This window comes from Stenotrophomonas sp. YJH_SMC_133 (assembly GCF_059370655.1).
The window spans coordinates 18041-38792 of record NZ_JCAFTW010000016.1 but is presented as its reverse complement, the minus strand read 5'-3'; the positions used below and the strand labels follow the sequence as shown (position 1 = coordinate 38792).

At 66.2% G+C, this 20752-nt stretch carries 19 protein-coding genes and 1 pseudogene; 10 read left to right on the top strand and 10 right to left on the bottom strand.

Annotation, left to right across the window (positions count from 1 at the left end):
* The 6 genes from AC5P78_RS19330 to AC5P78_RS19305 all read right to left on the bottom strand — a co-directional run bounded on the left by AC5P78_RS19330 (position 1) and on the right by AC5P78_RS19305 (position 5574).
* Positions 1-1398: a cytochrome ubiquinol oxidase subunit I gene (locus AC5P78_RS19330; RefSeq protein WP_012481603.1), complete on the bottom strand. Its 1398-nt coding sequence runs from the start codon at positions 1396-1398 to the stop codon at positions 1-3.
* A 129-nt stretch (positions 1399-1527) separates the two neighbouring features.
* Positions 1528-2727: an ABC transporter permease gene (locus AC5P78_RS19325; RefSeq protein WP_201861927.1), complete on the bottom strand. Its 1200-nt coding sequence runs from the start codon at positions 2725-2727 to the stop codon at positions 1528-1530.
* Position 2728: 1 nt separating this feature from the next.
* Positions 2729-4024 carry an ABC transporter permease gene (locus AC5P78_RS19320; protein ID WP_227843490.1) on the bottom strand — a complete coding sequence of 432 codons (1296 nt, stop codon included), beginning with the start codon at positions 4022-4024 and terminating at the stop codon, positions 2729-2731.
* A gap of 321 nt (positions 4025-4345) precedes the next feature.
* Positions 4346-4561 (bottom strand): hypothetical protein, encoded by a 216-nt coding sequence (locus tag AC5P78_RS19315; protein ID WP_049417918.1) that lies wholly within the window; start codon positions 4559-4561, stop codon positions 4346-4348.
* The gene (locus AC5P78_RS19310) at positions 4558-5208 is read right to left on the bottom strand and encodes an RNA polymerase sigma factor (protein ID WP_049417915.1); all 651 of its coding nucleotides are present in this window, start codon (positions 5206-5208) and stop codon (positions 4558-4560) included. The genes AC5P78_RS19315 and AC5P78_RS19310 overlap by 4 nt, the downstream gene beginning before the upstream one ends.
* A gap of 36 nt (positions 5209-5244) precedes the next feature.
* Positions 5245-5574: a hypothetical protein gene (locus AC5P78_RS19305; RefSeq protein ID WP_005411618.1), complete on the bottom strand. Its 330-nt coding sequence runs from the start codon at positions 5572-5574 to the stop codon at positions 5245-5247.
* A 168-nt stretch (positions 5575-5742) separates the two neighbouring features.
* Here AC5P78_RS19305 and AC5P78_RS19300 point away from each other — a divergent pair, with 168 nt between their 5' ends.
* The 7 genes and pseudogenes from AC5P78_RS19300 (at position 5743) to AC5P78_RS19270 (ending at position 14140) form a co-directional block, all read left to right on the top strand.
* Entirely contained in the window at positions 5743-8115 is a 2373-nt protein-coding gene (locus AC5P78_RS19300) for a S9 family peptidase (RefSeq protein WP_180874242.1), read from the top strand.
* A complete protein-coding gene (locus AC5P78_RS19295; protein WP_065183630.1) occupies positions 8112-8531 on the top strand; it encodes an NUDIX hydrolase in 420 nt (139 codons plus the stop codon). Before AC5P78_RS19300 ends, AC5P78_RS19295 begins: the two co-directional genes overlap by 4 nt.
* A gap of 30 nt (positions 8532-8561) precedes the next feature.
* Positions 8562-9122, top strand: a complete 561-nt coding sequence (locus tag AC5P78_RS19290) for a hypothetical protein (protein ID WP_495217324.1) — start codon at positions 8562-8564, stop codon at positions 9120-9122.
* A gap of 36 nt (positions 9123-9158) precedes the next feature.
* Positions 9159-10279: pseudogene (locus AC5P78_RS19285) on the top strand (hypothetical protein).
* Between the two features lie 37 nt (positions 10280-10316).
* Positions 10317-11930 carry a hypothetical protein gene (locus tag AC5P78_RS19280; RefSeq protein WP_012481612.1) on the top strand — a complete coding sequence of 538 codons (1614 nt, stop codon included), beginning with the start codon at positions 10317-10319 and terminating at the stop codon, positions 11928-11930.
* Between the two features lie 54 nt (positions 11931-11984).
* Positions 11985-12881 carry an oxygen-dependent coproporphyrinogen oxidase gene (hemF, locus tag AC5P78_RS19275; protein WP_012481613.1) on the top strand — a complete coding sequence of 299 codons (897 nt, stop codon included), beginning with the start codon at positions 11985-11987 and terminating at the stop codon, positions 12879-12881.
* A gap of 95 nt (positions 12882-12976) precedes the next feature.
* Positions 12977-14140, top strand: coding sequence for a hypothetical protein (locus AC5P78_RS19270; protein WP_076739418.1), 1164 nt, complete (start codon positions 12977-12979; stop codon positions 14138-14140).
* Between the two features lie 42 nt (positions 14141-14182).
* On the opposite strand, the gene AC5P78_RS19265 is transcribed toward AC5P78_RS19270, so the two are convergent.
* Positions 14183-14662 carry a DUF421 domain-containing protein gene (locus AC5P78_RS19265; protein ID WP_024957711.1) on the bottom strand — a complete coding sequence of 160 codons (480 nt, stop codon included), beginning with the start codon at positions 14660-14662 and terminating at the stop codon, positions 14183-14185.
* Between the two features lie 340 nt (positions 14663-15002).
* Entirely contained in the window at positions 15003-17777 is a 2775-nt protein-coding gene (polA, locus tag AC5P78_RS19260; protein WP_012481616.1) for a DNA polymerase I, read from the bottom strand.
* 98 nt (positions 17778-17875) lie between these two features.
* Between polA and AC5P78_RS19255 the strand changes: the two genes are divergently transcribed.
* The gene (locus AC5P78_RS19255; protein WP_005411628.1) at positions 17876-18160 is read left to right on the top strand and encodes a DUF2782 domain-containing protein; all 285 of its coding nucleotides are present in this window, start codon (positions 17876-17878) and stop codon (positions 18158-18160) included.
* Between the two features lie 257 nt (positions 18161-18417).
* On the opposite strand, the gene AC5P78_RS19250 is transcribed toward AC5P78_RS19255, so the two are convergent.
* Positions 18418-18864 (bottom strand): universal stress protein, encoded by a 447-nt coding sequence (locus tag AC5P78_RS19250; RefSeq protein ID WP_005411629.1) that lies wholly within the window; start codon positions 18862-18864, stop codon positions 18418-18420.
* 185 nt (positions 18865-19049) lie between these two features.
* Here AC5P78_RS19250 and AC5P78_RS19245 point away from each other — a divergent pair, with 185 nt between their 5' ends.
* The gene (locus AC5P78_RS19245; protein WP_005411630.1) at positions 19050-19196 is read left to right on the top strand and encodes a hypothetical protein; all 147 of its coding nucleotides are present in this window, start codon (positions 19050-19052) and stop codon (positions 19194-19196) included.
* 48 nt (positions 19197-19244) lie between these two features.
* On the opposite strand, the gene AC5P78_RS19240 is transcribed toward AC5P78_RS19245, so the two are convergent.
* The gene (locus AC5P78_RS19240; protein ID WP_043034430.1) at positions 19245-19799 is read right to left on the bottom strand and encodes a hypothetical protein; all 555 of its coding nucleotides are present in this window, start codon (positions 19797-19799) and stop codon (positions 19245-19247) included.
* 255 nt (positions 19800-20054) lie between these two features.
* Here AC5P78_RS19240 and AC5P78_RS19235 point away from each other — a divergent pair, with 255 nt between their 5' ends.
* A complete protein-coding gene (locus tag AC5P78_RS19235) occupies positions 20055-20681 on the top strand; it encodes a hypothetical protein (RefSeq protein WP_024957802.1) in 627 nt (208 codons plus the stop codon).
* Positions 20682-20752: the final 71 nt, after the last annotated feature.

The window sequence follows — 20752 nt, the reverse complement described above, 5'->3', positions numbered from 1 at the left end:
TCAGCGCTCCTCCAGCGGTTCGTCGGCCGCCGACAGCGGGCGTGCCGGGGTGTGGCTGCCGTGGTCCAGCGACGGCCCATCATCGTGCGGACGCGGTCCGTGGCGCAGGATCTTCACCAGGTACCAGATGCCCCAGCCGAACACGAAGGCGTAGCCAACGACGTAGACCGCCAGCGACAGCGCGGTCATCCACGCGCTCTGCGGGCCGACCGCATCAGCGGTGCGCAGCACGCCATACACCACCCACGGCTGGCGGCCCATCTCGGTGACGAACCACCCGGACAGCAGCGCGATGAAGCCGCTGGGCAGCATCCAGTTCCAGCCGCGCAGCAGCCACGGCGAATCCAGCAGCTTCCTGCGCCACAACTGGAAAGCCGACACCCAGGCCAGCAGCAGCATCAGCGTGCCCAGCCCGACCATGATCCGGAAGGCGAAGAACACCGGCGTCACCGGCGGCCGCTCGCTGGACGGTACCGAAGTGAGCGGGTCGAAGGTGCCGTCCAGGCTGTGGGTGAGGATCACGCTGCCCAGCTTCGGGATGGCAACTTCGAAATCATTGCGCTCTTCCTTCTCGTTCGGCAGCGCGAACACCACCAGTGGTACGCCCTCGCCCTCCTTGGTTTCATGCCAGTGCGCTTCCATCGCCGCAATCTTCATCGGCTGGTGCTTGAGCGTGTTCAGGCCATGCATGTCGCCGACGAAAATCTGCACCGGCACGGTCAGTGCCGCGAACGCCACCGCTGCCACCAGCATGCGCCGGCCCGCTTCCACGTGCGTGCCCTTGCGCAGGTACCACGCGCCGACGCCACCGATCACGAAACAGGTGGTGATGAACGAACCCAGCGCCATGTGCGCCAGCCGGTACGGGAACGAAGGATTGAACACCACCTGCCACCAGTCCACCGGATGCACCACGCCGTTGACCATCTCGTAGCCGGCCGGCGTATGCAGCCAGCTGTTGGACGACAGGATCCAGAACGTGGAGAACAGCGTGCCCAGCGCCACCATGCAGGTGGACAGGAAATGCAGGCGCGGCGAGACGCGGCCCCAGCCGAACATCATCACGCCGAGGAAGCTGGCTTCCAGGAAGAACGCGGTCAGCACTTCGTAGGTCAGCAGCGGGCCGATGACCGTGCCGGCCACCTCGCTCAGCCGTGGCCAGTTGGTTCCGAACTGGAAGGCCATGACGATGCCGCTGACCACGCCCATGCCGAACGACACCGCGAAGATCTTCTGCCAGAAGAAATACAGCTCGCGCCACACGGGCAACTTCGTGCGCAGCCAGCGCCATTCGATGAAGGCCAGCCAGCTGGCCGTGCCAATGGTGAAGGCGGGGAACAGCACATGGAAACTGATGACGAATCCGAACTGGATCCGGGACAACAACAACGCGTCCAAGGGACGCCTCCTGCCTGTGACCGGTGGGATACCGGACCACTTTAGGAGGATTTCGTTAAGACGGGATGCGACCGGGTGACGCGCTGCTTCACTTTGTCGCAGGTGAAGCTGGGTGACAGGATGAATGGGCTACAGGGGCTTCAGCAGGGTCAAAGGCGGCTCCTTGGCGATTCGCAGGGCCCGGGGTACCAGTGCAGTCAAGCAGGCCGCCATCACCAGCACGACAGCGCTCGATATCGAGAACCACGGTGAACCGGTGATCCCGTCCTGCGGCGACCCTACCCACTGCAACGACAACGCGCCGAGCAGGGTGCCCAGCGTGGTGAACAGTGAAACCTCGAACATGATTTCGGCAAAGATCACGGATCCGCGAGCACCCAATGTCCGTCGAACCCCAATGGAGTGCCGGCGCTGATCAAGCCACGCGCCCACAACTCCAGAAACGCCGGCCATCAGCACACCGAGAACAACGGCGGTCATGACCGCGAGCACGGTCGTAGCGAAGCGATCAGCTTTGACGTAGGCGTCGCGATAACCCGCCAGCGTCTCGACACCGGCTGGATGCATGATCCGATAAGGCCGCTGCAGCGCATCGGCGGTGCGATCAAGCGATGAACGATCAACCTCCGACTTCCACTTCGCCAGATAATAGCGACTGGCGCCCATGGGAAGGCCCGGGAGCAGCACCCACTGCGAGTCCCGCTCATTGCCGCCTGGCGCCGGTCCAGCAACAGACGCAAATACGCCCACGATGACCCGGCTGCTGCCGGGGCCGAAATACAGGTGGCGGCCAACAGCATTCCCCGTTCCGAACAGATGGGCAGCCAGCGATTCACTGATCAGCACCACCGGAGCGCCTTCAATCGTGTCGTCCTCCGTGGCATCGCGCCCCAGGACGATTCCCGCGCCCAGCATCGCCAGCAAGCCAGAGCTTGCAGTTACAACGGGAACGCGATCACATCCAGCAACGTCTGCCGTGCCCGCGTTCATCGAATGCACCATGGCCGACTCACTGGTGCATACGCCGTATCGATGGGCTCTTCCCCCGAACGGAACAGCGTCGCTCACAACCGTGTCCTGAACACCGGGCAGCAGTGCTGCAGACAGGTCTGTCCGCAGCACTGCTTCATCCGCGCCTTCTTCGACATCAGAGACTCTGACCACACCAATCGATGCTGCCTCCCGGATGCTCCCGGCGTTCAATCTGGCGAAGCTGTCCAGCGCAGATTGCAGTGCGAACGCACATGCCAGGCTTGCAAGCGCTGCCTGCACTGCAAGCAGTGCGGCGCTTCCCAAATGTCGTCGGGTCTCCCTCATCGATTCGAACATTTCAGGCAGCCCCCTTCGCGAAGGCACTCGACAGGGAGCTGACCCTGCAGATTTCAAACGACGGGACCAATGAACAGAGCAACGTCGTGACGACTCCCAGGCCAGCGGCCATCAGCATTGCCCCAGCATGCATCGCCGTTATCGCGCTGGGCAGAACGTCTCCCGCAGCAACCACCCGGATTCCCAGCGTGTAGGTGACGACAGCGAGCACACTGCTTGCGGCTCCCGCCGCGATGGATTCCCACATGAGCTGGATGAACACGTCCCGACGTCGCGCTCCCAGTGCACGTCGTATCGCGAGCTCCCGCCGACGGCGCCCCAGACTGAAGCTCAGCAGCGCCGCCGCGTTGACGATGCACACACCGAGAAGGATCAGTGACAGCCGAAGCTGCATCCTGGCCCGCTCCGGAACCAATCCCAGCCTATCCAGCCACTCCATCAACGGCCAAAGTGCCACCTGCTGGGTGCCTGGTTCGATCCGAAGGCCCTTTGCCTGTGCATAGGCATCCAGATTCGCCCGGTAGGCGGCGACATCGTCCGCGGTGGGCAGCCACGCCCACAATTGGAGCCATGACACGTTGGCTCCTGCAGGGTCCGTGTCCTGGTCACCCCCCCAGATCGCCGTCCCATCCACAACAGTCAGCCTGTCCGCGATTGCGGTCTCAACTGGCAGGTAGATCTCGTCAGGTTCCACAAACGGCCGGCGTGTGAGATCTCCCTGAAACATCGGTACCGGATGCCAATCCTCCGCGACACCCACAACAGTGTAGGTGCGCCTGCCCAGTTCCAACCGATGACCAACACAGTCCTGCGCACACTCGCGCTCGGCGAGCGCACGCGACAGGACCACTATCCGACTCGCAGCATGCCCCTCCTCGGCGGTCCATGCCCGCCCTTGAACAACGGCGATGCCAAGGACACTGAAGACTTCAGAGGTGGCGAACCTCGCACGCAGCCTTGCGCTGGACGCTCCCGGCCGGGAGAGCGTCACCGCCCCCCCTGCCATTGCTGCCTGCTTCCACGCCCGGCCCTGGTTCAGAAGCACCTTCGCATCTGGCCAGGTCAGTGCCTGGCCAGGATCCGGCGAACCCCTGCGCAGTGCGTCTGGACGCGCGTCAAGGTACGGGCGGAACAATGCCGAGCTCCTGCCTGGCGCGGGATCCGACGATGCCTGGAGAACAATGGAGAGCATCACGGTCGTGATCCCCACCCCCGCACCCAGCATGAGAGCGATTGCCAGATGAGTGCCGATCCGTTGCTTGAATCGGGCAAGCGAAAGCTGGATGTAGTAGAGCATCATCCAATTGCATCCGGCGTTGGATTACTGGCGCACCTGTCCATGTGATTCTCACTCCATACCCGTGGAAGCTGATGGTTGAGAGTCTCTGATTGTGAAACTCCGACTCAAGCGGAGGCATGGAGTTTGCAACTTTCCTCAGGAAACACACGTAGCTCGCGGACCCTGAATAGAGCGACTGCCACTGATGACGAGGCCGACGTGACGGAGTCTGACGGGAAAGGCCAACTGCCGACGTGGAGACAACGCCCGACGCTTGGATATCTGATCGGAAGTTGGAGGAAGAAGCGTCCCAAAGCAGTTGCGGGCGTCAATGTTCTTCTAGACCCAGAAGTACCAGGCCGCTGCAGCCAGCAGCGCGCCAAACAACAGCACCTGCACCACCACATAGCCCACGCCACTGTCGCGTGACTCAGCGGCAATGCGCTTCTGCAGCGCCTCACTCACATCCGGCGTTTCTTCCCGCTGCACCTGCTCACGCAACGCCTGCGCCAGCGCGCGCTTTTCCGCATCGCGAGGGTCGGTCGGTCGGTTCACAGCAGTTCTCCGGCGGCGGCACGCCGCGTCAGTTCCTGCTTCAGGACCTGGCGCGCACGGTGAAGGTGGCTCTTGATGGTACCGCGCGCCAGCCCGGTCACCTGCTCGATTTCGGCCAGATCGAAATCCTCCAGGTAGTGCAGGCCGACGATCAGGCGCTGCGGTGCACTCAGCCGTTCCAGCGCCGCGCCGAGCTGGCGCCCTGCCTGCAGCGCCTCGCTCAACTCAACCGGGCCCGGGCCTTCATCGCCGACACCCAGTTCCTCCGGCACCTCCACGGCCACCATCCATTGCGCCTCCAGCCGCCGCCGGCGCAGGTGCTGCAGCGCCGTGGTGTAAGCGACCCGGGATACCCAGGTGCGCAGCGAGCATTCAAAACGAAACCGGTGCAGCTGGCGGAACACCGCAAGGAAATTTTCCTGCAGCAGGTCGGCCACCTGATCACGATCGCCCACCATGCGCCCGATCACATGCGCGCAGGTGCGTTGATGGGTCTCGACCAGCTGCGAAAACGCCACCTGCGAGCCATCGATGATGGCCCGCACCAGGGCCTGGTCCGCGTCCAGCGGTCCGATGGGTGCCTCCGTCTTCGCGTCGTGGCGGCGACGGCCCCGCAGTGCCGACAGTGCGTCGTCGAGCAGGCTCATCTACGGGGCGCCCCCTGTGCCCGTGGCACGCCTGCCTCAGCCCTTGCGCGCAGCAGGACGGGTGAAGTGCCAGGCCAGCAGCTGGCCCAGGCCGGCACTGCCGACCAGTGCGGCGGCGGCGCCGAAGGTCAGGTCACGGGCACCCATCGCTTCCAGCAGGGCCATGGCCAGCGCCAGGCAGACCAGGCTGATGCCCCAGCGCAGCGCGCCCTGGCGGCGGCGCTCTTCTTCCAGTACCGCCAGCGAGCGGATCACTTCCTCGGGCACGTGCGGAGCCACCAGCTTGCTGCGGGCGCGGGCATCGGCAATGGCATGGATCGCGTAGGCGATGCAGATGAAGAGGGTGATCGGGATCAGTTCCTGCATGGTCGGGCTCCTGTTCGGTGGATGATGCGGGTTCAGGAGAATGGATGCGCGAGGCCGGCCAGCGGTTGCACTACTTTGCCAATCCCGCTGCCATGACCTGTGGCCCCTGCCCCCGGCCCTTGCGGCTGCTACGCTTGGCCGGTTTTCCTCTACTGGTGCCGTCCGCCCATGTCCCGAGTGCTGCCCCTGTCCCTCCTGCTGTCGGCCGTGCTGGCCGCACCGGCCGCGCATGCCGCGCCGACGCCGATCACCATCGAACAGGCCATGGCCGACCCGGACTGGATCGGTCCGCCGGTCGAGAAGGCCTGGTGGTCGTGGAACAGCCAGCAGGTGGAGTACCAGCTCAAGCGCAACGGCAGCCCGGTGCGCGATACCTTCCGCCAGCCGGTGGCCGGTGGCGTGGCCGCGCAGGTGGCCGATGACCAGCGCGGCACCCTGGACGTGGCCGAGCCGGTCTACGACCGCAGCCGCAGCCGCAGCGCCTTCGTGCGCAATGGCGACGTGTTCGTGCGCGACCTGCGCAGCGGCGCGCTGACGCAGCTGACCCGCAGCAACGAGCGCGCGGGCAACGTGAACTTTGCCGCGGACAACGGCGTGATCTGGCGCGTCGGCCAGAACTGGTTCCACTGGACCGCCGCCAGCGGCGTGCAGCAGGTGGCCAGCCTGAAGGCCGAGAAGGACCCGCGCACGCCGCCGAAGGCCGACGTGCTGCGCGACCAGCAGCTGCGCACGCTGGAAACCCTGCGCCGCGACCGCGAGCAGCGCGAGGCATTGAAGGACCAGGACCAGCGCTGGCGCCAGGCTGATCCGACCCGCGCACCGGGCCCGGTCTACCTGGGCGCCGACGTCGAGATCGGTGACAGCGTGCTGTCGCCGGACCTGACCCACCTGGTCGTGGTGACCAAGCCGAAGGACTTCGATGACGGCCGTGGCGGCAAGATGCCGCTGTACGTGACCGAGTCGGGCTACGAGGAAACCGAGGACACCCGCACCCGCGTCGGCCGTAACGGCTTCGAGCCGCACACGCTGTGGTACGTGGACGTGCGCACCGGCAAGGCCGAGAAGGTTTCGCTGGCCGGCCTGCCGGGCATCAGCACCGATCCGCTGGCCGAGCTGCGCCGCAAGGCCGGCAAGGACGCGCTGAAGGGCGAGCGCAGCCTGCAGGTGATGAGCGACTTCATGGGCGGTGGCATCCGCTGGAGCCCCGATGGCCAGCAGGCCGCGGTGATGCTGCGTGCCAACGACAACAAGGACCGCTGGATCGTCAGCATCAACGCCGCCGACGGCCGCGTGCAGAACCGCCATCGCCTGACCGACAACGCCTGGATCAACTGGGGCTTCAATGATTTCGGCTGGATGGCCGATGGCCGCACGCTGTGGCTGCTGTCGGAGGAATCGGGCTTCTCGCACCTGTATACCCAGTCCGGTACGGCCAAGCCGCAGGCGCTGACCAGCGGCAAGTGGGAAACCTCGGCGCCGGTGCTGTCGGCCGACGGCAAGGGTTTCTACTTCCTGTGCAACCAGCAGGCGCCGCATGACTACGAAGTCTGCGCGGTCGACACCGGCAGCCGCCAGGTGCGCGAGCTGACCAGCCTCAACGGCGTGGAAGACTTCTCGCTGTCGCCGGACGGCCAGCAGCTGCTGGTGCGCTACTCCGGCGCCTACCTGCCGGCGCAGCTGGCCGTGGTACCGAGCACCGGCGCAGGCCAGGCCCGCGTGCTGACCGACACCCGCACTGCCGAGTTCAAGGCGCGCCAGTGGATCCAGCCGAAGCTGGTGGCGGTGCCGTCCAAGCATGGCGCCGGCGTGGTCTGGGCCAAGTACTACGAGCCCGAAAACAAGGAACCGGGGAAGAAGTACCCGATCGTGATGTTCGTGCACGGCGCCGGCTACCTGCAGAACGTGCACCAGCGCTACCCGGCCTACTTCCGCGAGCAGATGTTCCACAACCTGCTGGTGCAGAAGGGCTACATCGTGCTGGACATGGATTACCGCGGCAGCGAGGGCTACGGCCGCGACTGGCGTACGGCGATCTACCGCAACATGGGCCACCCGGAACTGGAAGACTACAAGGACGGCCTGGACTGGCTGGTCGACACCCAGCAGGGTGACCGCGACCATGCCGGCATCTACGGTGGTTCCTACGGCGGCTTCATGACCTTCATGGCCCTGTTCCGCTCGCCGGGCACGTTCAAGGCCGGCGCCGCGCTGCGCCCGGTGGTGGACTGGCACCAGTACAACCACGGCTATACCAGCAACATCCTCAATACCCCGGACATCGATCCGGAGGCGTACCGCGTGTCCTCGCCGATCGAATACGCGCAGAACCTGCAGGACAACCTGCTGATCGCCCACGGCATGATGGATGACAACGTGTTCTTCCAGGACTCGGTGAACCTGACCCAGCGCCTGATCGAACTGCACAAGGACAACTGGTCGATCGCACCGTACCCGCTGGAGCGCCACGGCTATGTGCGCGCCGATTCCTGGCTGGACCAGTACAAGCGCATCCTCAAGCTGTTCGAGCAGAACCTGAAGTGAGCAACGCCGCGGCCACGATCCACATCGTGGCCGCGGTCATCCTGGATGACCGCGGCCGGGCGCTGGTGGTACGCAAGCACGGCGCCAGCCGCTTCATCCAACCGGGCGGCAAGCCCGAACCCGGCGAAGCGCCGCTGCAGGCGCTGGCCCGCGAACTGGACGAAGAACTCGGTGTGCAGCTGTGCACCGAAACCGCCATCGCGCTGGGCACCTTTGAGGATTGGGCGGTGAACGAACCCGGCCATCGCGTGCAGGCACAGGCCTGGTGGGTGCGGGTGGACGGCACGCCACAGGCATGTGCCGAGATCGCCGAACTGGCCTGGGTGCCACTGCAGCCGCCGCATGGCCAGCCCTTGGCACCGTTGAGCGAACACCATATCCTGCCGGCCGTCGCCACCCGGGTGACGGCCCGCTGATCGCGCGGGCACCGATTGCAAGGACACCGGATGTCAATGTCGATCCCGCCGATTCCCTCGCTGGTCCAGCCGACCTATCACGCCTGGGTGCGCCCGATCGCACACGCTTCGTTCTCGCTGTCGCTGCTGCTCACGGTGTACTTCGTGATGCAGGGGCTGCTGCTGTGGCCGCTGCACAACCTTCCGATCTGGCATCTGGTTGAGAGGGAAGTACAAGACCAGCACCTGCACAGCCTGACCTGGCTTTTGGCGCATCCGGTGGCCGCGTCGATGATTGCCGCGCTGCTGTGCCTGGCCTCGACGCTGGCCAGCTGGGGCCTGCTGCGCGAGCGCAGCTGGGGCCTGTGGAGCTTTGTGGTGATCCTGCTGCTGAGCGCATTGGCCAACTTTGCGGTCGCCGGCTGGTTGGACGTGTTCATGCGTGATGTCATCCCGTTTCTCTCCGACGACGCCGTCCTGCAGCAGGAACTCCATCTGAAACGCTGGTTGATCACGCTGACCGTGGTGGCCATGTCATTGGTGCTCCTCGGCCTGCAGGGCTGGCTGGCCTGGCGCCTGTTGCGGCCGGACCTCCGCTCGCGCTTCCACTGAGCCCCCCCCCCTTTCCCGCACGACAAGGACCGTCGCTTGCGCTTGCCGACCCTTCTCCCCGCGTTGCTGGTGCTGACTGCGCTGCCTGCCGGCGCCGATGCGCTGCAATGTGGCGAATACCGCAGCGCCGATGGCGGCATGACGCTGGTGTTCACCACTCCCGGCAGCGGCTACCACCACGATGAGGGCAGCGAGCCTCAGCCGCTGTGGGTTGATCGCGGTGCGGCACAGACGCGGTTGGTCATGCTCGACGATGGCGTGGCGCAGCCGATCCGTATCAGCGCCGATGGGCAGCGCATCGAGCACGACGGGGTGGTGCTCTACACCCTGCGCCAGCCCCGCGCCTGCGCCAGCGAGCCCAGCGCGATGGATGGCAGCTGCCGCGCCGCTGGCAGCCACTGCGTTGCACGGCTGCCCACGGCCTCACCCGGCCAGGCCCAGCGTGCGTGCAGCGAAGGCGTTGGCGCGGGCTGCTCGGCGCTGCTGCGCCAGCTTCGCGATGGAACAACTGTAGCCGGCAGCGATGACACCAGCCCCGCGCGCTTCGAACGCCCGCCCATCTGCCGCGAACACACGCCCGGCCATGACCCGCAGGCCTGCGAGACGCTGACCGGCGATGCGCTGGCCGCCGCCATGCAGAAGGTCGGTGAACGCCTGCAACAGGAAGACGAAGACATGCCGGATTCACCGCTTCCGGCCGCTGCACGCGATCGCCTGCAGCAGTTGTGCCTGCAGCACCGCAGTGGCCGCTTCTGCGTCGAAGTAGCCGCACAGCAACTGATCGCGCTGGAGCCCGCATTGGCGGTGCAGGCGCTGCAGGTGGTCTGCGATGCCGGCCGCACCAGCGCCTGCGAACGCATCGCACCGCTGCGCGGTCCCGGCGCTGACCTGCGCCTCGTCCCGGCCCAGCAGGTGCCCTGCGGCCGCTACCAGGCCGATGGAGGCGTGATCGACAGGCTCGACTTCGGCGATGGCACCCGGGCCCGCCTGCAGAACGGCGCCATCCACCTGCAGCAGAACGGCGAAACCCTTGTGCTGCGCCAGCTCGGCAACGGCGATCTGCTCGGCATGGATGCGCAGACCGCCTACCAGCGTACCAGCCCGTGCCCGGCACGGCAGAATGTACGCCCCCGCGCGAGGGCCCTGGTTCGCCGTAGCGCCTGGAGTTTCCCGTTCGATCGTCAAGGAGACGACATGCATTCACCCGCACCGCGCCAGCGCTGGCTGGCCTGGGCGTTGCTGCTGGCCGCACCGATGGCCGCCGCACAGTCACCACAATGCGGCCTGTTCAAGGCCGACGAAGGCAGCAGCACGCTGCGCATCAGCTCACCCAACCGTGGCGAGCAGAAGCACTTCGGCAGTGCGCCGTCTCCGGTCGCGTTCCAGCAGATCGACGGAAAGCTGCAACTGGTGAACCTGGAACATGGCCTGCCCAGCGCGCTGCAGGTGCGCGACCGTGGCCGCACGGTCGAGGTGGATGGCACGACCTACATCCTGCTGGCCCCCGAACAGTGCGCCGCAGCAACCACGCCGGCTGAAGGCAGCTGCCTGGCCAATGCCGTGGCCTGCCTGGACAACCGTCACGAAGCCACTCCGGCCACGCTGGAAGCAGGGTGTCGGGAAGGCGTGCCCGGCATGTGCCTGCAACTGGCTGATCGTTGGCATGAGGAGGCTAAACCTGTCGTCGAAGCCGATCCTGTCCAGCAGAAGGCGGCCCTCGACGCCGCCCTGTCCGGTATCAAGCTCCCCGCTGCCTGTGACAACGGTGGCTTCGAACAGGAAACCCCGGCATGTGCCGCCGCGCTCGAGGCCGACCCCGCAGTGCAGGCGCAGCTGGTCAAGGCCGCGATGACGGCAGCCATGACCGAAGCCATGGTGACGATGACGGCGCCGACCGTGCCGGTGATCATTCCGGCTGAGCGGCGGCAACAGTTGTTGCGGCTGTGCCGCGAGGTAGCGCATGGCGGCTTCTGCGAGCGGGTGGCCGAACTGTCCTGGGACGCGGGAGATCCCCTGCTGGCGGTGCAGGCGCTGGCTGCGGCCTGCACACCGGGCAACGACACCGCCACCTGCGAGCGTCTGCCGGCGTTGCAGGCGCTGGGCGCATCATTGCGACCGCAACCGGCAACGGCCCTGCCCTGCGGCAACTACCGGGCCGATGGCGGTCTGATGGACACGCTGGACTTCGGTGACAACGGCCTGGTCGGCGTTGGCTGGAACAGCCATCTCCGCGCCCGCGTCGAAGAGGGCGACATCCGCATCCGCCACGACAGGGGCGGCGACTTCGTGCTGCGTCCGCTGCCTGGCGGCCAACTGCTGGGCCTGGATACCTGGACCCGCTTCCAGGTGTTCACCCCCACTGGCGATGGCCCGGGCCGCTGCAGTGCACCGAAGCAGTACACCGTGCTGCCGCTACCCCAGGATTGCCCGCAGGCGCTCGCTACCGGCGGGGCGGAAGCCTGCTGCGCGCAGGGCAAGCTGCAGGGCTGCAACGTACTCGGCAACCGCCTTGCGCTGTCCGGGCACTGGCTGCAGGCCGCCGAGCACTACACCACGGTCTGCCGCGCCGGCGTCCGCGAGGGCTGCGAGAACCTGGTCACGGCCCAGGGCAACGATGCCGAGGTGGATGCACATGCACTGCTGGACCGGCTGTGCAAGGCCGACCGCAGTGGCCTGCACGTGGCCTGCGACGTGCTCGGCACCCAGAACTGGGAACTGATCGATCTGGGCCGCGCGCTGCAGAAGGCGGCCGATGACGCGGCATCAGACGACACCCCGCCGCCACGCCATTCCAACCGCAAGCGCTGAGCCGGCCAGGGCCTGTCCGCAGCTTCGGGCGGGCCCTGCGGTAAAGTACGCGCCATGAACGAATTCGAGCGCGTGCGCGCCTACCTCACCGACCTGCAGGACCGCATCTGTGCGGCGATCGAGGCCGTCGATGGCCGGGCCCGCTTCCAGGAAGACCTGTGGCAGCGTGCCGAGGGCGGCGGTGGGCGCACCCGCGTGCTGCGCGACGGCGCGGTGTTCGAGCAGGCCGGTATCGGCTTTTCCGATGTGTCCGGCAGCCGCCTGCCGCCGTCGGCCTCGGCCAACCGCCCGGAACTGGCCGGCGCCTCCTGGCGCGCCACCGGCGTGTCGCTGGTGTTCCACCCGCTCAACCCCTACGTGCCGACCACCCATGCCAACGTGCGCTTCTTCCAGGCGCAGCGCGATGGTGAAGTGGTGGCCAGCTGGTTCGGCGGCGGCTTCGACCTGACCCCGTTCTATCCGTTCGACGAGGACGTGCAGCACTGGCACCAGGTGGCACGCGATCTGTGTGCGCCGTTCGGCGACGAACGCTATGCCGCGCACAAGCGCTGGTGTGATGAGTACTTCTTCCTGCGCCACCGCAATGAAACGCGCGGCGTCGGCGGGCTGTTCTTCGACGACCTGCACGGCGACTTCGAGCGCGACTTCGCTTATCTGCGTGCGGTCGGCGATGGTTTCCTCGACGCCTACCTGCCGATCGTGCAGCAGCGCAAGGACGCCATCTATGGCGAGCGCGAACGCGAGTTCCAGCTGTACCGCCGCGGCCGCTACGTGGAGTTCAACCTGGTCTACGACCGCGGCACCCTGTTCGGGCTGCAGAGCGGTGGCCGCAGCGAAAGCATCCTGATGAGCCTGCCGCCCCGGGTACGCTGGGAGTACGGCTTCACCCCGGAAGCGGGCAGCGCCGAGGCGCGCCTGGCCGACTATCTGGTGCCGCGCGACTGGCTGTGATCTTCCGGCGCCACGCCTGACCCGTGGCGCCCTCTCCTGCCTGTGGTGCGCCCCGCACCGGACAGGCCCTGCTCACTTCCTTCAAGGATGACCCCATGCCCGCTGCTGTTTCCCCCCGCCCTCGCGCTGCGGGCTGGCGCTCCCTGCTGTTGCTTGCATTGGCCTCGGCCAGCCTGCCGGCCGCCGCTCAGTCGATGGCCTGCGGCACCTACAAGGACAGCAACGGCAACACCACGCTGACCCTGGAGAGCGAAGGCCACGGCTTCCTGTCCGGCCCCTACCAGGCCACCGAGGAGCTGCGCATCGCCCGCCAGGAAGACGTGCTCGGTACCGGCAACCTGTCCACGGGCCAGCTGGAAAACTGGTACTTCTCGGACAACGACCGCACGATCAGCACGCCCTATCGCGAGTTCACCCGTGAGCACGCCGCCGCCTGCAAGACGATGCCGCAGCCCGTCGAGGGCGGTTGCGTGATGAACACCTCCGAGTGCCTGGAGGCGCTGCCAGAGGCCGCACCCGTGAAACTGCACGCCTGGTGCGCCGAGGGCGTGGGCGCAGCCTGCATGCGCCTGCTGGAGACCTACCAGCAGCAGGCCAAGGACGCAGCGCCCGGAAAGGAAGAACCGCCGATTCCCGAGATCTGCAGGGAGGAGCTGCCCTCGTTCGACGCCGAGGGTTGCATGACGGCAGCCAAGGAGATTGCCTCGGAAATGATGGGCAAGGCCCTGCTCGGCCTGCAGCATTCCGTGGATGCGCCTCTGCCACCTGCACAGCTTGATGAACTGATCGACCTTTGCCGCGTGCAACAGGGCGAAACGTTCTGCGCCGACACCGCCGAAACCTTGTGGAGCAGTGGCCGCCTGCAGGAGGCCCGCGATGCGCTGCAGCGATCCTGTGCACAGCGCGCGGATGCCCCGGCCTGCGGTCCGGCCAAAGACCTTGCCGTTCTCGCCAGCGCCCCCGCGGCAGCGCTCACGCCGGTGCCGGCCGCCGCACTGCCCTGTGGCAGCTTTGAAGCCGAGCGCAGCGTGCTGTCGCAGCTGCGTTTCCTCGAGGGTGGTGTGGTTGAGGCCGGTGGCCGCGAACAGCCACTGCGGGCAAGCCTGCGCGATGGCCGCATCCTCATCCACCGCGATATCGGCAGCGACTTCGTGCTGCAGCTGCTGCAGAACGGCAACCTGGTCGGTATCGACAGCGGCAATCGTTTCGCCTATTACGAGCGCAAACCGGCGGCCGGCACTACCCGCTGCACACCGTGAATGATGCGCTGTAGCGCCGAGCCCATGCTCGGTGCTGCACGATCAGGTGCCCTTCCGCGGAAGGATGGTGATGTGCCCGGTCGTCTCCAGCAGGGCGATCTGCACATCCTCGATCCGCAGGCCACCCTGCTGGCGCAACGCAGCATCGAAATCGGCCCGGCTGATCAGTTCGCGGCGAAGAACACCCTCCAAAAGCCGGCCATCGCGCGCGATTACGGTAGGTTCTCCTTCGATCATCCGCTCCATGCGTCGATTCCGGGTGGTCAGCCAGCCCACCCCATAGTTGAGCAGGATGAGGGTCGCGGCCAGCAGCAGGCCGCCGCCCAGCGAGGTATCGGTGCCCAGCAGCGCGTTCTGCACCGCATTGCCCAGCAGCACGATCAACAGCACGTCGAAGGGCGTGATCTGCCCTAGAGCCCGCTTGCCGCCAAGCCGGACCATGCCCAGCACCACGACATAGACCACCACCGCGCGCAGGATGAACTCCCACCAGGGCATTGCCAGTGCAAACAGATCGGGCATGGCCTTCCCCTGTGGAACGATAGCCCAGCCTAGCACCAAGGATCTGACCCCATCCCTGGTGCTGCGGCGGCACAAATAAAAAGCCCCGCTGACCAGGGGGAGGTCAACGGGGCCGGGGAACGGGCACTTGGGGAGGAGTCCCCGTTCCGAGATCTGCTCCAGGGGATGGGAGAGATCCACAACAGGCGTTGCGCCTGTCGAGAGTTATAGAAGCACTCCGAACACTAACGGTTCGTGAAGGGGCCCAATTTAATGAACCTCGATCAGGACAACATTCATGATCGAGTCAGAAACCTCTGACGAATGAACGAATTCACGTCGTTTTCGGCCTGAAATGCCCTCAGTGCGCTTCGTCCCAGTTGTTGCCGACGCCGGTATCGACCACCAGCGGCACCCGCAGTTTGGCCGCTTGCGACATGCGCTCGACCACCTGCAAACGCAAGTCTTCAACGAAACTGCTTTCGGTTTCGAACACCAGTTCATCGTGCACCTGCAGGATCATCCGTGCCGGTGCGCCGCTGTCACGCAGCCACTGGTCCACGTCCACCATCGCGCGTTTGATGATGTCGGCGGCGGTGCCCTGCATCGGCGCGTTGATCGCCGCGCGTTCGGCACCGGCGCGCAGGCCCTGGTTACGTGCATGAATGTCGTTCAGGTACAGGCGACGACCAAACAGGGTTTCCACATAGCCCTGGTCGCGGGCCTGCTGGCGCATCCGCTCCATGAAATCGCGCACGCCCGGGTAGCGGCTGAAGTACAGCGCCACGTAGTCCTGCGCCTGGCCACGGTCGATGCCCAGGTTGCGGGCCAGGCCGAAGGCGCTCATGCCGTACATCAGCCCGAAGTTGATCGCCTTGGCGGCGCGGCGCTCGTTCGGGGTCACTTCCTCCAGCGTGCGCCCGAACACCTCGGCGGCGGTGGCACGGTGCACGTCGGCGCCCTGCTCGAAGGCACGCACCAGGCCCGGGTCCTCGGACAGGTGGGCCATGATCCGCAGTTCGATCTGCGAATAGTCGGCCGCCAGCAGCTGGAAGCCCTCCGGCGCCACGAACGCGCGGCGGATGCGACGGCCGTCCTCGGTGCGGATCGGGATGTTCTGCAGGTTCGGGTCCGACGAGGACAGGCGGCCGGTGGCGGCTCCGGACTGGTGATAGCTGGTATGCACGCGGCCGGTATCCGGGTTGACCATCTCCGGCAGCTTGTCGGTGTAGGTGCTGCGCAGCTTGGCCAGCCCGCGGTACTCCAGGATCACGCGCGGCAGCTCGTGCTGGTCGGCAATCGCCTCCAGCGCCTCTTCATTGGTGCTGGGCTGGCCCTTGGGGGTCTTCACCACCGCCGGCAGCTTCAACTCGTCGAACAGCACCGCCTGCAGCTGCTTGGGCGAATCCAGGTTGAAGCTGCGCCCGGCCAGCTCGGTGGCTTTCTGCTGCGCGGCCAGCATGCGCGAAGACAGGTCCTGGCTCTGCCGGCGCAGTTCGTCGGTGTCGACCCGCACGCCGTTGGCTTCGATGCTGGCCAGCACCGGCACCAGCGGCATCTCGATGCCGCGGTAAACGCTGTCCAGCGCCGGCTCGGCCAGCAGCTGCGGCTGCAGCGCGTGGTGCAGGCGCAGGGTGATGTCGGCGTCCTCGGCGGCGTAGCGGCTGGCCTCGTCGATGCCCACCTGCGAGAACGGAATCTGCTTGGCGCCCTTGCCGGCCACGTCCTCGAACTTGATGGTGCTGTAGCCCAGGTAGCGCAGCGCCAGCGAATCCATGTCGTGGCGGGTGGCGGTGGAATTGAGCACGAAGCTCTCGAGCATGGTGTCGTCGTGGTAGCCCTGCACCTGCACGCCGTGGCGTCGCAGCACGTGCAGGTCGTACTTGCCGTGCTGGCCCAGCTTCTTCTTCGCCGGGTCCTGCAGCACCGAGCGCAGTGCGTCCAGCACCTGCTGCATCGGCAGCTGGGCCGGCGCACCCGGGTAATCGTGGCCGACCGGAATATACGCCGCCCTGCCCGGCTCGACGGCCAGGCTGATGCCCACCAGCCGCGCACGCATCGCGTCCAGCGCATCGGTTTCGGTATCGAAGCTGATCAGGTCGGCCTGCTGCAGGCGTTCGACCCAGGCCTGCAGCTGCTCGGCGCTCAGCACGGTCTCGTATTCACCCGGCGCGGACAGTGCCGGATCCAGCGTGCCGGCGGCGGGCGCCTCGACGCTGCCACGCGCGAAGCCGGCCGCAGTGCCGCGCAGGCTCGGGGTCGCCTCGCTGGCGGCCACCGGTGCCGGCACCGGCGCACCCAGCTCCTTCAGCGCCTGGGTGAAGCCGTAGCGCGCATACAGCTCGGTCAGCTCCGGCACGTCCTGCTCGCGCAGGGCCAGCGTGGTCGGGCTGGCGTCCAGCGCCAGGTCGGTGCGGATGGTCACCAGCTCGCGGTTCAGCGGCAGGCGCTCCAGCGCCGCGCGCAGGTTTTCGCCGATCTTGCCCTTCATGGTCGGCGCGGCCGCCATCACCCCATCCAGGTGCTGGTACTCGGCCAGCCACTTGGCGGCGGTCTTCGGCCCGCACTTCTCCACGCCCGGCACGTTGTCGACGGTGTCGCCCATCAGCGCCAGCAGGTCGATGATCTGGTCGGCGCGCACGCCGAATTTCTCCATCACCGCCGCATCCGAATCCATGCGGCTTCCGGTCATGGTGTTGACCAGCTCGATGCCCGGGCGCACCAGCTGGGCGAAGTCCTTGTCGCCGGTGGAAATGGTCACCTTCAGGTCCTGCGCCAGGCCCTGGAGGGCCAGCGTGCCGATCACATCGTCGGCTTCCACGCCGGGGACGCGCAGGATGCTGATGCCCAGCGCCTCGACGATGCGGCACATCGGCTCGACCTGGCTGCGCAGCTCATCGGGCATCGGCGGGCGGTTGGCCTTGTACTGATCGTACAGGTCATCGCGGAAGGTCTTGCCGGGCGCATCGACCACGAACGCGACGTAGGCCGGGCGTTCCTTCAGCGTCGAACGCAGCATGTTGACCACGCCGAACAGTGCGCCAGTGGGTTCACCCTGTGCATTGGACAGGGGCGGCAGCGCGTGGAACGCGCGGTACAGGTAACTGGACCCGTCGATCAGGACTAATCTGCTCATGGGCCGATTCTACGCGCCCGTGCCTGCACCGCGACGACACGGCACGCACCTGGCGATGGGGCATAATCAGGGCTCTCTCCAGGCAAAGGCCCCCGCCGATGAAGACCCTGATGCTGGCTTCCCTGCTCCTGCTCGCTGGCTGCGCCAGCATGGGTGGCGCAGGTGCTCCCCCGGTGGACGTCAAGGGCGCCGATGTCTCCAAGCGCACCATGGACAACGGCGATGTCATCGAGGAATACCGTGTGTCCGGCCAGCTGCGCATGGTCAAGGTGACGCCATCGCGCGGTGCTCCGTTCTACATGTACGACAAGAACGGCGATGGCCGTTTCGACAACGACAAGGACGGTGTGTCGCCGGTGTACTGGAAGCTGTACAGCTGGTGATGTGACCGGGGTCGGATCCCTCTCCACAGGAAAGGGCTCTGACCCCTCAAGGCCATCGGCACGGCCCATCCACGCATGGCGTGGATCTACCGGGACAACGAACGTGGATCCACGCCATGCGTGGGTGACCGCCTATCAGTAGATCCACGCCATGCGTGGATCCGCCCCCCGATCCCCGACAAAAAACAACGCCGGCGCGCATCCTGCGGCCGGCGTCGGGTCCCCTCCCCGGGAACGCTTGAATCAGTGGGTGTGGATCAGCGGATGACCAGCACCGGCAGCGTGCTGCGTGCCAGCACTTCGGCAGTCTGGCTGCCCAGCAGCACGCGGGTCACGCCACGGCGGCCGTGCGAGGTCATCACGATCAGGTCGCTGTTGCGCTCGCCGGCGGTCTCGATGATGCCGTCAGCTGCGTAGCGGTCCAGCACGTGCACCGGATTGGCGGTGATGCCCTGCTCGGCCGCCTTGGCCAGCGCCGGCTGCAGCACCTTCTGCGCGCCTTCCTCGCGGTCGGCCTTGTACTCGGGGCTGTTCATGTAGCCCACGCTCCAGCCCATGGCGTCGTACATGCCGACGGCCCACGGCTCGGAGACAGTCACGATATCGACCTCGGCGTTGAGGTCCTTGGCCAGCTCCAGGCCCTTGGCCAGGCCCTTGTCGGCCAGCTCGGATCCGTCGGTGGCAATCAGGATGCGCTTGTACATGGTGGGGCTCCGTAGCGATCTGCCAGATGGGAACGACACCATTGCACACCGGATGTGCAGGCCGTGCCTTGAGCAGAATCAATCCGGCGCCGCGCATTGGCGTGTGCGCACCGCCCGCTTGCACGCACCGGTCGGGCGGCGCATGCTCGGCGGGCGGCGCACTGCCGCGCCCAAGGACGACCGACATGCAGGACAACAAGCCGCCCGTCTGGAGTTCCCAGAAGTCCATCATGGTCGCCGCGATCATCGCCTTGGCGGTGCTGTTCGGCGGCTACCAGATCGGCAAGGACATGGCGCTGCGCGACAACGCCCGGCAGTCAGCCGGCCGATAACCTGCTGCCGTAGAGTCGAGCTTGCTCGACTCTACAGCGCCCCTACCTTCAGGCGATCTGCACCACGCGTGCGTTCTGGCACAGCGGATAGCTGCCCACGAATCCGGCAATCGCATCACGCATCGCTTCGAACGATTCGCCGTACATGTACAGCGCGGTTTCGGTCGGGCCCTGCCACCAGCTGCAGATCTCGCCCAGGCCGTCGATGTTCTCCGACAGCTGTTCGAACACGTGGTTGGAATCGCACTGCTCGTAGACTTCGTCCGGCAGGTTCAGGCCATCCAGGTAGATGCCCAGCCCCTCGGTCACGCCGAAGCTGCGGTCGGCTTCACCCGCGCCCTGCAGCTGCGAACCCTTCGGTGCACCCAGCTGTTCCAGCAGGTCGATCAGCTTCGGCACGCCGTCCGCATCGACCAGCGCCACTTCGATGTCGCCGTACTCGACTTCACCGAGGTCGGATATTGCAGTGCCACCACCGGTCAGCTCGCCCACCTGGGCCGCCTGCAACAGCGCGTCGAGCGGGTCCTCGAACAGTTCGTGACGATGCTCGGGCTGCAGCCGGGCGTTCAACTTCACGGTGACGTGCAGCGTGGGTTCGGTCATGGGGGCGTTCCTGGAGGATGTCAGGCCCCATTGTAGAGTCGAAGGGAGCGGCAGGAGCCGCTGCCAACGTCGCTTGCGACCGCCCAAAGGGTGCCGGTCAGGACGACCGGCATAGCCATGCTCGACTGCATTTTGCTCGTCCCAGTAGAGCCACGCCTATGCTCGGCTGCCCCGCTGTGACCAACGCCACTCCCGCTGCCTGCGAGCCACGCGATAATGCGCGTCGCAAGGACACCATTCCAACAGGGGGAATACATGAAGTCGATCATTGGTCTTTCGCTGCTGCTGCTCCTCACCGGCTGCGGCATCCGCACCGAAGTGGTGCGCGTGAACGTGCCCGATATCCGGGTGAATCCCGAAGAGGGTCCGGTAGTGGTGGTGGGGCCGGTGCGCGACGTCCGTCCGGTCTATTACCCGGAAGTTGCGGCAGCCGACCGTGCGAAGAACATTGCCGGGGTGGTTCGTCAAGGCAACGGCGTCCTTGTCTCCATCGAGTCCACCACAGCGGCGGACAAGACACGCGCAATCATGATCCAGGCATTGCGAAACATGGGCTATCGCACCGCCGATCAGTGCGAAACCTCATGTACGCAACTGGAGGCCTCGCTCACCGATTTCTCGGTCAAGATGCCGGCGAACTTCTTCCGGATGGTGTCATCCACACAACAGATGCTGGCCGACATTTCGGTGCAGGTCGTTGCGCGGAAGGAAGGCCAGACCCGTACCTTCACCGCCACCGGGCATGGCGCGAACATCTTCCAGGTGCCATCACGCGAGAACTGGGAAATCGCACTGGAGCGCGCGGTAAAGAGTTTCACCAGCAGCCTGCAGCAGTCGATGTCCGAACAGGATGCGACGGCCGGTTCAAAGGCGCAGGACTGACGCTCTGTCTTTCTGGTAGACCCGAGCCATGTTCGGCTGCCTTTCCCGCCAGAAGCAGCCGAGCATGGGCT